The sequence below is a fragment of the Acidovorax sp. GW101-3H11 genome (assembly GCF_001633105.1).
GTDB lineage: Bacteria > Pseudomonadota > Gammaproteobacteria > Burkholderiales > Burkholderiaceae_C > Acidovorax.
This window is the reverse complement of sequence record NZ_LUKZ01000013.1, coordinates 177,708-191,138: the sequence shown is the minus strand read 5'-3', so window position 1 is coordinate 191,138 and position 13,431 is coordinate 177,708. Positions and strand designations below refer to the sequence as shown.

General features: G+C 69.5%; 9 protein-coding genes. 5 read left to right on the top strand and 4 right to left on the bottom strand.

The features are described 5' to 3' along the window. Nucleotides 1-40: 40 nt before the first annotated feature. Nucleotides 41-1,564 carry an aldehyde dehydrogenase family protein gene (locus A1D30_RS15110; protein ID WP_063461542.1) on the bottom strand — a complete coding sequence of 508 codons (1,524 nt, stop codon included), beginning with the start codon at nt 1,562-1,564 and terminating at the stop codon, nt 41-43. 318 nt (nt 1,565-1,882) lie between these two features. On the opposite strand from A1D30_RS15110, the gene A1D30_RS15105 reads away from it, so the two are divergent. Beyond that, on the top strand, nt 1,883-3,829 hold the full coding sequence (locus A1D30_RS15105; protein ID WP_063461541.1) for a sigma-54-dependent Fis family transcriptional regulator: 1,947 nt from the start codon (nt 1,883-1,885) through the stop codon (nt 3,827-3,829). Nucleotides 3,830-3,871: 42 nt separating this feature from the next. On the opposite strand, the gene A1D30_RS15100 is transcribed toward A1D30_RS15105, so the two are convergent. After that, entirely contained in the window at nt 3,872-5,254 is a 1,383-nt protein-coding gene (locus A1D30_RS15100) for an ATP-binding protein (protein ID WP_063461540.1), read from the bottom strand. Further along, nucleotides 5,251-5,994: a two-component system response regulator OmpR gene (gene ompR / locus A1D30_RS15095; RefSeq protein WP_063461539.1), complete on the bottom strand. Its 744-nt coding sequence runs from the start codon at nt 5,992-5,994 to the stop codon at nt 5,251-5,253. The genes A1D30_RS15100 and ompR overlap by 4 nt, the downstream gene beginning before the upstream one ends. Before the next feature lie 230 nt (nt 5,995-6,224). Between ompR and A1D30_RS15090 the strand changes: the two genes are divergently transcribed. After that, nucleotides 6,225-7,214 (top strand): alpha/beta hydrolase, encoded by a 990-nt coding sequence (locus A1D30_RS15090; RefSeq protein ID WP_063461538.1) that lies wholly within the window; start codon nt 6,225-6,227, stop codon nt 7,212-7,214. Nucleotides 7,215-7,281: 67 nt separating this feature from the next. Here the strand turns inward: A1D30_RS15090 and uvrA are convergent, their stop codons facing one another. Then, on the bottom strand, nt 7,282-10,371 hold the full coding sequence (gene uvrA / locus A1D30_RS15085; RefSeq protein WP_063461537.1) for an excinuclease ABC subunit UvrA: 3,090 nt from the start codon (nt 10,369-10,371) through the stop codon (nt 7,282-7,284). 48 nt (nt 10,372-10,419) lie between these two features. Here uvrA and A1D30_RS15080 point away from each other — a divergent pair, with 48 nt between their 5' ends. The 3 genes from A1D30_RS15080 (at nt 10,420) to A1D30_RS15075 (ending at nt 13,317) form a co-directional block, all read left to right on the top strand. Next, nucleotides 10,420-11,487, top strand: a complete 1,068-nt coding sequence (locus tag A1D30_RS15080; RefSeq protein WP_063461536.1) for a helix-turn-helix domain-containing protein — start codon at nt 10,420-10,422, stop codon at nt 11,485-11,487. A 131-nt stretch (nt 11,488-11,618) separates the two neighbouring features. After that, nucleotides 11,619-11,984, top strand: a complete 366-nt coding sequence (locus A1D30_RS25545; RefSeq protein ID WP_131798467.1) for a hypothetical protein — start codon at nt 11,619-11,621, stop codon at nt 11,982-11,984. 154 nt (nt 11,985-12,138) lie between these two features. Further along, nucleotides 12,139-13,317: an MFS transporter gene (locus A1D30_RS15075; protein ID WP_063461535.1), complete on the top strand. Its 1,179-nt coding sequence runs from the start codon at nt 12,139-12,141 to the stop codon at nt 13,315-13,317. The last annotated feature ends 114 nt before the right edge of the window (nt 13,318-13,431 follow it).

Sequence of the window (13,431 nt, the reverse complement as noted above, 5' to 3'; positions counted from 1 at the left end):
GCCCGAACGGTTCGGGGCTGTCAACGCGCGCAGACCTGCATCAGAAGAATCCGAGCTTGTTTTCTGAGTACGACACCAGCAGGTTCTTGGTCTGTTGGTAGTGGTCCAGCATCATCTTGTGCGTCTCGCGCCCAATGCCCGACTCCTTGTAGCCGCCAAACGCTGCGTGCGCGGGGTAGGCGTGGTAGCAGTTGGTCCACACGCGCCCGGCCTTGATGGCGCGGCCCATGCGGTAGGCGACGTTGCCGTTGCGGCTCCACACGCCGGCGCCCAGGCCGTACAGCGTGTCGTTGGCAATTGCCAGCGCTTCGGCCTCGTCCTTGAAGGTGGTCACGGCCAGCACGGGGCCGAAGATTTCTTCCTGGAAGATGCGCATCTTGTTGTGGCCCTTGAACAGCGTGGGCTGCACGTAGTAGCCGCCTTCCAGGTCGCCGCCCAGGTGGGCCTGGCCGCCACCGGCCAGCACTTCGGCGCCTTCTTGCTTGCCCAGGTCCAGGTAACTCAGGATTTTGGTGAGCTGTTCCTTGCTGGCCTGCGCGCCCATCATGCTGTCGGTGTCGAGCGGGTTCTGGTGCTTGATGGCGGCCACGCGCTTCAAGACACGCTCCATGAATTGGTCGTAGATCGATTCTTGAATGATGGCGCGGCTAGGGCAGGTGCAGACCTCGCCCTGGTTGAACGCAAACAGCACCAAGCCTTCGATGGCCTTGTCCAGAAACGCATCGTCCTTGTCCATGATGTCGGCAAAGAAGATGTTGGGGCTCTTGCCACCCAGCTCCAGCGTGGCGGGGATGAGGTTGTTGGCGGCGGCCTGCGCAATCACGCGGCCGGTGCTGGTGGAGCCGGTGAACGCTATTTTTGCAATGCGCTTGCTCTGCGCCAGCGGCATGCCGGCCTCGCGGCCAAAGCCGTTGACGATGTTGAGCACACCGGGCGGCAGCAGGTCGGCAATCAGCTCGACCAGGATCAGGATGGAGATGGGCGTGGACTCTGCAGGCTTGAGCACCACGCAGTTGCCCGCACCCAGGGCGGGCGCCAGCTTCCAGGCGGCCATCAGGATGGGGAAGTTCCACGGGATGATCTGGCCCACCACGCCCAGCGGCTCCTGGATGTGGTACGCCACGGTGTTCTCGTCGATGTTGCTCAATGCGCCTTCTTGCGCCCGCACGCAGCCCGCAAAGTAGCGGAAGTGGTCCACGGTGAGCGGAATGTCGGCGTTCAGCGTTTCGCGGATCGCCTTGCCGTTGTCCACGGTTTCGGCGTAGGCCAGGCGCTCCAGGTTTTCTTCGATGCGGTTGGCGATCTTGAGCAGGATGTTGGCGCGCGTGGCGGCGTCGGTCTTGCCCCAGCTGTCGGCGGCGGCGTGGGCGGCGTCGAGCGCCAGTTCGATGTCTTCGGCGGTGGAGCGCGCGGCGCGGGTGTAGACCTTGCCGCTCACGGGCGTGATGACGTCGAAATACTGGCCCTTGACCGGGGGCACAAATTTGCCGCCGATGAAGTTGTCGTACTGGGGCTTGTAGGTGATCTTGGCGCCTGGGGCGCCGGGGGCTGCGTACACGGTCATGGTGTTTGTCTCCTGCGGTGGTTGTGTGCATCGGGCGGACGCTGAAGGCCCGTCCGATGCACACCCCCTACTCAAAACACATGCCAGCGCGTGCCAGGGCGCGGGGCGTTGATTTCATTGGTTTTTTGGGAGTAGCCACCGTGGCACCTGTCGCAGCGGACACCCCCACGCTGTGCCGGGCCGCGACACCTGTCACGAAATGGAACAGTTGGCGCCCGGCTTGCGCCAGCGCCCTTGCTCCCCGCGTTGCAGCCCGCCATACTCGCCCCACACCCCACAAGCAGGGCGCCCTGGCGACCCTGCACGGAGACAAACAACGTGCGCCCCAACACCTCCCCCGTCGCCCTGCGACAGGCCCGCCAGCACCTGCTGGACTCCGGCCAGTGCCCCAGCGGCTTGGTGGACGAGCGCCTGGCCCGCTCCTGGTCGCGCAGCCTGGCGGCGGGCCTGGTGCCCACCGGGCGGCCCCAGGGCATCGACCACCCCAGCAGCGGCACGCTGCGCCAGGTGCTGGCCAGCAACCCCGAGCTGCTCGCGCATTCGCGGCCGGTGATGGAATACCTGTTTGAACAAGTGCGCCACAGCCAGAGCGTGGTGGTGCTGGCCGACCGGCGCGGCATGCTGATGCACACGCTGGGCGACCCGGTTTTTGTGGACAAGGCCGAGCGCGTGGCGCTGACCAGTGGGGCCTCGTGGCACGAGGCGCACCGGGGCACCAACGCCATCGGCACGGCCCTGGCCGAGGGCTGCGCGGTGGAGGTGCATGGCGGCGAGCATTACCTGGAGCGCAACGGTTTTCTCACCTGCGCGGCCTCGCCCATCCTGTCGGCCACCGGTGACTTGCTGGGCATCCTTGACATCTCGGGCGACTATCGCAACGGCCACGCGCACGCACTGGGCCTGGTCAGCACCGCCGCCCGCATGATCGAAAACCGCCTGCTGGCCGCCACCTGCAAACGCAACATCCGCCTGCACCTGCACAGCGCGCCCGAGGGCATCGGCAGCGTGGCCGAAGGCATCGTGGCGGTGTCGGGCGATGGCTGGATCGTGGGCGCCAACCGCATGGCCCTGGCCCAGCTGGGCCTGCGTGCGGGCGATGTGGGCGCCACCTTGCTGGAGCGGGTGCTGCAGGTGCGGCTGGATGACCTGCTCTCGCACCACAAGCGCCGCCCCCAGCAGCCCCAGGCGGTGCGTGTGCTGGGCGGGGCCCTGCTGTTTGCCCAGGTGCAGATGGATGCCGCCGCGTGGGTGACGGCCCCGGCCCGGGCCAGTGCTGCGGCAGCGCCTGTGGTGGACGCACTGGCCCAGCTCGATACGGGCGACACGCGCTGGCGCGCCGCCGCCGACAAGGCCCGCCGCGTGGTGGGCAAGCCGATTGCGGTGCTGGTGCAGGGCGAATCGGGCGTCGGCAAGGAGGTGTTTGCGCGCGCGCTGCACGCCAGCGGCCCGCGCCGCGATGCGCCGTTTGTGGCCATCAACTGCGCGGCGATTCCCGAGCACCTGATCGAATCCGAACTCTTCGGCCATGTGGCGGGTGCCTTCACCGGCGCGCGCAAGGAAGGCCACCTGGGCCGCCTGCGCGAGGCCCAGGGCGGCACACTGTTCCTCGACGAAATCGGCGACATGCCGCTGGCCCTGCAGACCCGCCTGCTGCGTGTGCTGCAAGAGCGCAGCGTGACGCCCGTGGGCGCCAGCAAGGCCGTGCCAGTGGACTTTGCACTGGTTTGCGCCACACACCAGCAACTGCTGCAGGCGGCGGAGTTGGGGCGCTTTCGGCAAGACCTGTACTACCGCATCAACGGCCTCACCGTGCAGCTGCCCGCACTGCGCGAGCGCAGCGACTTCGTGGCACTGGCCCAGCGCCTGCTGGCCGACCTGGCGGCGGAACAGGGCCTGGGTTTTGAGGTGCAGGTGGCGCCCGATTTGCTGGCCCGCCTGGCCGCGTACCCCTGGCCCGGCAACCTGCGCCAGCTGGCCAACGTGCTGCGCACGGCCTGCGCCATGCTGGCCGAGGGCGAAGACACCCTGGGCTGGGAGCACATGCCGGACGACCTGGTGCAGGCGCTCACGGCCGCCCCGACGCCGACGCCTGCACACAGCGAAGCCACCGCGCCCCCGACCGCGCTGAACCTGCAGCAACTCTCCCAGGCCGCCATCGACCAGGCCCTGCAGGCCGCGCGCGGCAACATGTCGCAGGCGGCGCGCCAGCTGGGCATCAGCCGCCAGACGCTGTACCGCAAGCTGGGCGGGCGCGCCACGCCATAGCCGTCAACAGCTATTTATTTGATAGCTATCGAGGCAATACCATCAGGCGGTAGCGGCCATTTTTGCTTGAAACGGCAGCACCAGCCGTGCGCGCAGCCCCGCGCCCGGCGCGCTGTGCAGCTCCAGCCGCCCGCCGTGGCTGCGTGCGACGCGCTCCACGATGGCCAGGCCCAGGCCCGCACCCGGCGGGCCGGTGCGCGCCGTGCCACCGCCGCGTGCAAAGGGTTGGCGCATGCGGTCCATGTCGTCGGCGCGGATGCCGGGGCCCTGGTCCTGCACCTCCAGCCACACGCTGTTGGCATCGGCCCCGGTGCGCAGCACCACGGGCGGCTGGCCGTGGCGCCAGGCGTTTTCCACCAGGTTGTCCAGCGCGCGGCGCAGGGCCTGGGGGCGCACGGGCACTTCGGGCAAGGCACCCAGCTCCAGCCGCACGGTGCGCCCATGGTCGGCCTGCGCCTCGGCCACGGCCTGGGCCAGGTCGTTGAGCGATGCGGGGGTGGGCGCCTCGGCCTCACCGCTGCGCGCGAACTGCAGGAACTGGCCCACGATGCCGTCCATCTCGTCGATGCTGCGCGCCATGCTCGCGGCCAGCGGTGCATCAACCTGCGCACCGGCAATCTCGACACCCAGGCGCAGCTTGGTCAGCGGCGTGCGCAGGTCATGCGACACGCCCGCCAGCATCAGCGCGCGCTCGTGGTCGGCGGCGGCCAGGCTCTGCGCCATGTGGTTGAAGCTGCGGGCCACGGTGGCGATTTCCTCCGGCCCGGCCTCGGGCAGCACGGCGGGGGCCTGGCCCTGCGCCAGCTGGCGCGCGGCCCCCACCACCTGCGCCAGCGGGCGGTGGATGTGGCGCTGCAGCCACCACGCGCCCAGCAGCGCGAGCAGCATGCTGGCCAGCGTGGCGGCCAGCCAGGCGCCGGTGAAGGTGCGTGTGGGGAACACGCTGGGCAGGTGGAGCCAGTAGCTCTCGGGGCCATCGGCACCCGGGTGGTCCACCCGCAGGGCCAGCATGCCGGTGCTGTCGCGGCGCCACAGGGGCTGGGGGGAGGTGGCGGCATCGTCTACGCCCAGGCGGCGCGCCACGGCCAACACAAACTGCCGCTCCATGGGCGACAGCAGTGCACGCCGCGCAGCGCTCTGCGGCGCCACGGGCGGGGTGGCCGCCACGGCCTGCTGGTTGAACGCATCGACAAACGCCGCCCGCTGCGCCGGGGGCAGCGCCTGCAGCCCCGCACGCAGCGCGGCCACGTTGCGGGCCACGCCATCGGCCACCACCGCCACGCGGGGCTGGAAGATCATCTGCCGCACCAGCACGGCGGCCAGCAGCTGCCCCAGCACGATGAGCGCGGCCATCAGCAGCAGGTTGCGCCCGAGCAGGCTGCGCGGCCAGAGCCCCCGGCGGGCGGTGGCGATGGGCGCCGTCATGGCTTGCCTCCGCCCCCCGGCGCGGCGCCGTCGGGCACAAACACATAGCCCACGCCCCACACGGTGCGGATGTGGCGCGGCTGGGCCGGATCGGCCTCGATGAGCTTGCGCAGCCGCATGATCTGCACGTCGATGCTGCGGTCGGTGGCGGCATGCTCGGGCCCATAGGCCAGGGCCAGCAGCCGGTCGCGGCCCAGGGGGCGGTGGGGGTTCTGCGCCAGGGCCAGCAGCAGCGCGAATTCGCCGGTGGTCAGGGGCATGTCCTCGCCCCGGCGCTCCAGCCGCCGCTCGGCAGGCCACAGCACAAAGTCGCCAAACGCCAGCCGCTCGTGCGCGCCCTGCGGCCCGGTGTGCGCACCCAGCAGGCGCTGGCGCCGCACCATGGCCTGGATGCGCGCCAGCAGCTCGCGCGGGTTGAAGGGCTTGGGCAGGTAGTCGTCCGCGCCCATCTCCAGGCCCACGATGCGGTCCACCGGGTCGCCGCGCGCGGTGAGCATGAGGATGGGGATGGTCTCGCCCTGCGCACGCAAGCGGCGGCAGATGGCCAGGCCATCCTCGCCCGGCATCATCACGTCGAGCACCAGCACATCGAAGCGCTCGCGCTGCAGCAGCACATCGAGCGGGCCTGCGCCCTCGACGGTGCGCACGGTGTAGCCCTGGTCGCTCAGGTAGCGCTGCAGCAGCGCACGCAGCTCGGGCTCGTCGTCGGCGACCAGGATCTTGGCGAGGGTGGCGGTCATGGGCAGGCAGGGTGGGGGCCAGGCAAGGCGCTGGCCGTGTTCCGATAGTACGGCACCCCCCGCCGGGTCCACGCGCGCCACCCGGGGCCGAGGTGATGACAGCCTGTGACAGCCCCCTGCGCGTTTGTCATGCTTTGTCATGACTGGGCGCCAGGCTGCAACCATTGGCGGGTCTGTGGGTGCGACAGTCAGTCATCGGCAGCCCCGCCATGATCGCAGGAGTCTTTCCCATGCCCTCAACTGTCCATCACACGCTCACCCCTTTCACCCGCTACACCCTCACGGCCGTCGCCACCCTCGCCCTGGCCGCCCCGGCCTGGGCCCAGGCCCCTGCGCCCGATGGCGCCCAAGGCGGCGGGCGCCTGCGCGCACTCATCGCCCAAAAACAGGCCCAGACACAAGTCGCCGCCCTGCCCACCGGCGTGCAGCGCATTGCCGATGTGCCTTACGGCAGCGACCCGCGCCAGCGCATGGACGTGTACCTGCCCACCCCTTCCTCCTCCACCGCCAGCGCCGTGCGCGCGCCGGTGGTCTTCATGGTGCATGGCGGTGGCTGGCGCCATGGCGACAAGGCCATGGGCCGCGTGGTGCAGGAGAAGGTGGCGCGCTGGGTGCCCCGGGGTTTTGTGCTGATCTCGGTGAACTACCGGCTTTTGCCCGATACCCCCGTGGACCAGCAGGAGCGCGACGTGCAGGCCGCCCTCATGGCCGCGCAGCAGCGTGCCACCACCTGGGGCGCCGACCCCAGCCGCTTCATCCTCATGGGCCACTCGGCCGGCGCCCACTTGGTGGCGCTGCTCAACGCCCGCGCGCCGCAGGCCCTGCGCGAGGGCGCCTGGCCCTGGCTGGGCACGGTGGTGCTCGACAGCGCGGTGATGAATGTGCCCGCCTACATGCGCGCCCCCCACATGCCGCTGTACGACGACGCGTTTGGCGCCGACCCGGCCTACTGGCGGTTGCTGTCGCCCCTGCACCAGTGGACGGCGGGCGCCCCGCCGGTGCAGATGGTGTGCTCCACCGAACGCGCCGACCAGCCCTGCCACCAGGCCGACGCCCTGGCCCGCCATGTGCACGGCCTGGGCGGCCGCGCCGAGGTGCTGCCGCAGGACCTGAGCCACGGCGAAATCAACGCCCAGCTGGGGCTGGAGAGCCCCTACACCCGGGCCGTGGAGGCCTTCATGGGATCGCTGGACGCCGAGGTGGCGCGGCGCCTGCCCTAAGGGCCTGCGCAATTACTATTATTTTAATAGCTTAAAAGGCAAGCCCATTGCGCGCAAACGGCCATTTTTACTTCAATTTTGACTGCAGGTAGGGCGCCAGATACCGCCCCGTGTGGCTGGCCGGGTTGGCCGCCAGTTCCTCCGGCGTGCCCACACCCACCACGGTGCCCCCGCCCGCACCGCCCTCGGGGCCCATGTCGATGAGCCAGTCCGCGGTTTTGATCACGTCGAGGTTGTGCTCGATGATGACGATGGTGTTGCCCGCGTCGCGCAACTGGTGCAGCACCTTGAGCAGCAAGTCGATGTCGGCAAAGTGCAGGCCGGTGGTGGGTTCGTCCAGGATGTAGAGCGTGCGGCCCGTGTCGCGCTTGCTCAGCTCCTGCGCCAGCTTCACGCGCTGGGCCTCGCCGCCCGAGAGCGTGGTGGCCGCCTGGCCCAGGCGGATATAGCTCAAGCCCACATCCAGCAGTGTCTGCAGCTTGCGCGCAATGGTCGGCACGTCCTTGAAGTACGCCGCAGCGTCCTCCACCGTCAGCTCCAGGATCTGCGCGATGTTCTTGCCCTTCCACTGCACTTCCAGCGTCTCGCGGTTGTAGCGCTGGCCGTGGCACACGTCGCAGGGCACGTACACGTCGGGCAAGAAGTGCATCTCCACCTTCACCACACCATCGCCCTGGCAGGCCTCGCAGCGGCCGCCACCGGAGGACTGCGACACGTTGAAGCTGAAGCGCCCGGGGCCGTAGCCGCGTTCCTTGGCGGTGTTGGTCTCGGCCATCAGCTCGCGGATGGGCGTGAACAGGCCGGTGTAAGTCGCTGGGTTGCTGCGCGGCGTGCGGCCAATGGGGCTCTGGTCTACGTTGATGACCTTGTCGAAATACTCGATGCCCACGATCTCTTCGTGCTCGGCCGGCTCTTCGTGCGCACGGTGCACCTGCCGCGCCACGGCGGCATAGAGCGTGTCGTTGACCAAGGTGCTTTTGCCCGAGCCCGAAACCCCCGTCACGCAGGTGAGCAGGCCCACCGGGAAGTCCACCGTCACTCCCTTCAAATTGTTGCCCGTGGCACCCACCACGCGCAGCGCCTGCACAGCGCCCTGGCGCGCATGGTGCTCGGCCATGCGCTCGGCGCGGCGCTTGCTCGCCTCGGTCTGCGGAAAGCGTGATTTGGCTTTGGTCTCGACAACCGGCGCAGGCTGGTCCAGCACCGGCAGCCAAGGCGTGCGGCGCTGGGGCACGGCAATGGTGCGGGTGCCCGACAGGTACTGGCCCGTGAGCGACTGCGCATTGGCGCGCACTTCGTCGTACGTGCCCTGTGCCATCACGCGCCCGCCGTGCACGCCCGCGCCGGGTCCCATGTCGATCACATGGTCGGCGGCGCGCATCATGTCTTCGTCGTGCTCGACCACGATCACGCTGTTGCCAATGTCGCGCAGGTGCTGCAGCGTGGCAATCAGCCGGTCGTTGTCGCGCTGGTGCAGGCCAATGCTGGGCTCGTCCAGCACATACATCACGCCCGTCAGGCCCGAGCCGATTTGCGACGCCAGGCGAATGCGCTGTGCCTCGCCACCGCTGAGCGTTTCAGCGCTGCGGTCCAGGCTCAGGTAGCTCAGGCCCACATCGTTCAAGAACTGCAAGCGCGTGGCGATCTCGCGCACCACCTTGTCGGCAATCTCGGCCTTGGCACCGGTGAGCTGCAGGGCGCTGAACCATGCGTGCGCGTCGCTCAGCGTGGCGTGGCTCACTTCGTAGATGGCGCGGGCCTGTGTGCCTTCGCCCACCTTCACATGGCGGGCCTCGCGGCGCAGGCGCACGCCGTGGCATTCGGGGCAGGGCTGGGTGCTGCGAAAGCGTGCCAGGTCTTCGCGCACCACCACCGAATCGGTCTCGCGGTAGCGGCGCGCCATGTTGGGGATGATGCCTTCAAACGGGTGCTTTTTGGTGTGCACCTTGCCCTTGGAGGCCCCGCTGTCCATGATGTAGCTGAAGGCGATTTCTTCATCGCCCGAGCCGTGCAGGATGGCGTGCTGTACCGGCGCAGGCAGCGACTCAAACGGCGCCTCGATGTCGAACGTGTAGTGCCGCGCCAGGCTCTCCAGCATCGCAAAGTAGTAGCCATTGCGCCGGTCCCAGCCCTTGATGGCGCCGCTGGCCAGGCTGAGCGACGGGAAGGCCACCACGCGCGCCGGGTCGAACACCTCGCGCTGGCCCATGCCGTCGCACGCCGGGCAGGCGCCCATCGGCGAGTTGAACGAGAACAGGCGCGGCTCCAGCTCGGCCAGCGAGTAGCTGCACACGGGGCACGCAAACTTGCTGCTGAACAGGTGCTCCAGCCCCGTGTCCATTTCCAGCGCCAGCACGCGGCCATTGCCCTCGTTGCCGCCCACGCGCAGGGCCGCCTCAATGCTCTCGGCTAGGCGCTGCTGCAGGTCGGCGCGCACCTTCACCCGGTCGATCACCACGTCAATGTCGTGCTTTTCGGTCTTCTTGAGCGCAGGCAGGTTCTCGTGCTCGTAGATCTGCCCATCCACGCGAAAGCGGATGTAGCCCAGCGCCTGCATCTGCGCAAACAGCTCGGTGAACTCGCCCTTTTTCTCGCGCGCCACGGGGGCCATGACCATGAGTTTGGTGTCTTCAGGCAGGGCCAGTACGGCATCCACCATCTGGCTCACCGTCTGCGCCGCCAGCGGCAGGCCGTGGTCGGGGCAGAACGGTGTGCCCGCGCGGGCATACAGCAGGCGCAGGTAGTCGTGAATCTCCGTCACCGTGCCCACGGTGGAGCGCGGGTTGTGGCTGGTCGCCTTCTGCTCGATGCTGATGGCGGGCGACAGGCCCTCGATCAGGTCCACATCGGGCTTGTCCAGCCGCCCCAGAAACTGCCGCGCATAGGCCGACAGACTCTCCACATAGCGCCGCTGGCCTTCGGCATACAGCGTGTCGAACGCCAGGCTGGATTTGCCCGAGCCCGACAGCCCCGTGATCACCACCAGCTGGTTGCGCGGAATGTCCAGGTCGATGTTCTTGAGGTTGTGCGTGCGCGCCCCCCGGATGCTGATGCGCTGCTCGCGCAGGGCGCGGGCGAGGTACACACCATCGGCGGATCGGTCGTCGGCAACGGGGGGAGGGGTCACGGGCGGGCTCGGTGCAGGAAAACCCACCATGATAGGTCACCCGCCCTTTGCGCGCAGCCCCCACATAATGGGCGCGCCATGACCACCCCCCAGCCCCTGCCCTCCACCCTGTTCACCACCGACCAGCAGGCCGGAGAAGCACGGTTTGAGGCCTGGCGCCAGAGCATCTCGGTGGTGTTTGACGTGGCGCCGCTCGTGCCGCAAGGCATCGCGGCGTTCCAGGCCACCGTGCATGCCACCCATCTGGGGCATTTGCTGGTGGGCGACCTGCACTTTGCGGAGCAGCAGTTCCTGCGTGCGCAACCCCGGGTGGTGCGCGACGGGCTCGACCATTACCTGGTGCAGTGGTACCGCACCGGCGGCTTTGTGGGGCAGCGCGATGGGGACACGGACATCGAGGTACGCCCTGGCGACATTGCCATCCTGGACCTGGGCCGCACCCTGCGCACTTTTGCGCGCGCCTCGCATGTGATGACCCTGATCGTGCCGCGCGAGCTGCTCCACGAGGCCCTGGGGGTGCGCGACTCCGACCTGCACGGCACGGTGCTGCGCGGTGGCTCCGCACTGGGTGGCCTGCTGAGCGATCACCTGCTGTCGCTGCAGCGCCGCCTGCCCGGCGTTGCGCTGGACGATGCGCCTGCTGTTGCGCGGGCCAGCGTGCAGATGCTGGCGGCCTGCGTGCGGCCCAGCGCCCGCACGCTGCAAGGCGCCCAGGGAGCCATCGAGGGCGTGACGCTGCAGCGCATCCAGCAGCACATCCACCGCCACCTGGGTGCCGACCTGAGTGCCGACGCCCTGTGCCACGCCTTTGGCCTCTCGCGCAGTGCGCTGTACCGCCTGTTTGAACCCCTGGGCGGGGTGGCCCACCATGTACAGCAGCGCCGGTTGCTGGCGGCCTACCATGCGCTCGCCAACCCGGCCAACCAGCGCCTGCGCGTGGCCGAGGTGGCTGCCCGGGTGGGCTTTGCCAGCAATGCGCATTTCAGCCGGGCCTTCCGCTCGGCGTTCGGCATCGCGCCCTCGGACGTGCGGGCGCCCAGCGGCACGGGTGCCGGGGGGCCGCACCTGCCCACGGCGCAGGGCAGCTCTGCCGAGTACGCCGCCTGGGTGCGGGGCCTGCAAGGGGCGGGTGCCACTGCCTGCTGATCCTCCTTCCGCGCCCACAGAGGCGGAAAGGCGCGTGGGACACAAGGTCAACAAAACGCAAACACAGAGGCAAGCCACGGCCGGGGGGCGCCCCTAGCATCGGTCCAGCCCTGTTCCGCTGACCTGCCGCCATGCCTCCCGCCATTGCCCCACTGCCCCGATCACGCTCTGCGCGCCACACCACGCCCGTCCGCCTCCGGGGCTGGGCAGCGGCGGTGGCCTTGGGCGTGGCGGTGTCGGCAGGGGCCCGGGCCGAAGCCCCGCCACCACCGCCTGAAAGCACCACCGTGGCCTTGCTGACTGCCCCAGGTAGTGCGGCGACCAGGGAGCCCCGCGCCACCCCGGTGCCAAAGCCCCACGCCAGCGGCAGCCCCACATCCCACGACGGCTCCCACATCCCCACCCCCATCGACAACCCCTGGGCGCTGGGCCTGCTCGCCGCCCTGGTGGCCCGGATGGTGTGGATGGACCGCTCCCCGAGGCGGGATAAAAGCTGAAAGCCCGGGCCGCCGGGTCGGCTCCGGTCAGCAGCCCGGGGGCCAATGGGCGAAAATCCCGCTTTTGCTTTTTTGGGCCATAGCGCACACCGTGCCGGATTCTTCCTCCCTGCCAGCCGCAGCTGCCCCGCAGCCCTCTGCACCTGCCACCCCCATGACCGCGCTGGAGCGCCGCTCCAGCGTGAGCCTGGCCCTCATTTTTGCGCTGCGCATGCTGGGCCTGTTCCTGGTGTTGCCCGTGTTTGCGCTCGAAGCCCGCAAGTACCCCGGGGGCGACGACCCTGCGCTGGTGGGCCTGGCCATGGGCATTTACGGCCTCACGCAGGCAGTGCTGCAGCTGCCACTGGGCATCGCGTCGGACCGGTTTGGCCGCAAGCGGGTGATCGTGCTGGGCCTGCTGGTGTTTGCGGCGGGCAGCCTGCTGGCCGCGCTGGCCGATTCGCTCACCGGGCTGCTGCTGGGCCGCGCGCTGCAGGGCGCGGGGGCCGTGTCGGCCGCCGTGACGGCCCTGCTGGCCGACCAGACCCGCGATGCCGTGCGCACCAAGGCCATGGCGCTGGTGGGTGGCAGCATTGGCCTGATGTTTGCCGTGGCGCTGGTGCTGGCGCCCGTGCTCACGGCCCAGATCGGGCTGGCCGGGCTGTTTGGCCTGACCTGCGCGCTGGCGCTGGCGGGTGTGGCGGTGGTGGTGTGGTGGGTGCCCCCCGAACCGGCCCGGCACCAGAACGCCCCCCGGGGGCGGCTGGCCGAGGTGTGGACGCAGCCCGACCTGCTGCGCCTGAACCTGGGCGTGTTTGTGCTGCACACGGTGCAGCTGTCCATGTGGGTGGCCGTGCCTGCGATGCTGGTGCAGGCGGGCCTGGCCAAGGACCAGCATTGGCAGGTGTACCTGCCTGCGGTGGTGCTGTCGTTTGTGGCCATGGGCGGCCTGTTTGCGCTGGAGCGTGCGGGCAGGCTGCGCGCTGCCCTGCTGGGCGCCATCGCCCTGGTGCTGGTGGTGCAGGCGGGGCTGGGGCTGCTGGCGGCCAGCGGCCAGCCTGCCACGCTGTGGGTGCTGGGGCCGCTGCTCTTCCTGTTCTTCTGCGGCTTCAATGCACTGGAGGCCAGCCAGCCGAGCCTGGTGTCGCGCATGGCGCCGCCGCAGCTGCGCGGCGCGGCGCTGGGCACCTACAACACCTTGCAGTCGCTGGGCCTGTTTGCAGGGGGTGCGCTGGGCGGCGCCTTGGTGAAATGGGCTGGGGCTCCGGGGCTGTTTGTGGCCACCGCCGCCCTCACGGCCCTGTGGCTGGTGCTGACCTGGCCCCTGCGCCCCGTGGGGCGCGGCGGGCACTGAACCGGGGGCGCAACCGTGCCCCAGGGGCTTCCCTTGCCCCCCGGTTGCGGCACAATGGCGCGTTTGGCGCCCGGAATCCTCTCCAAATCCGGCGCTTTCCTCCCTTTAAGGCAA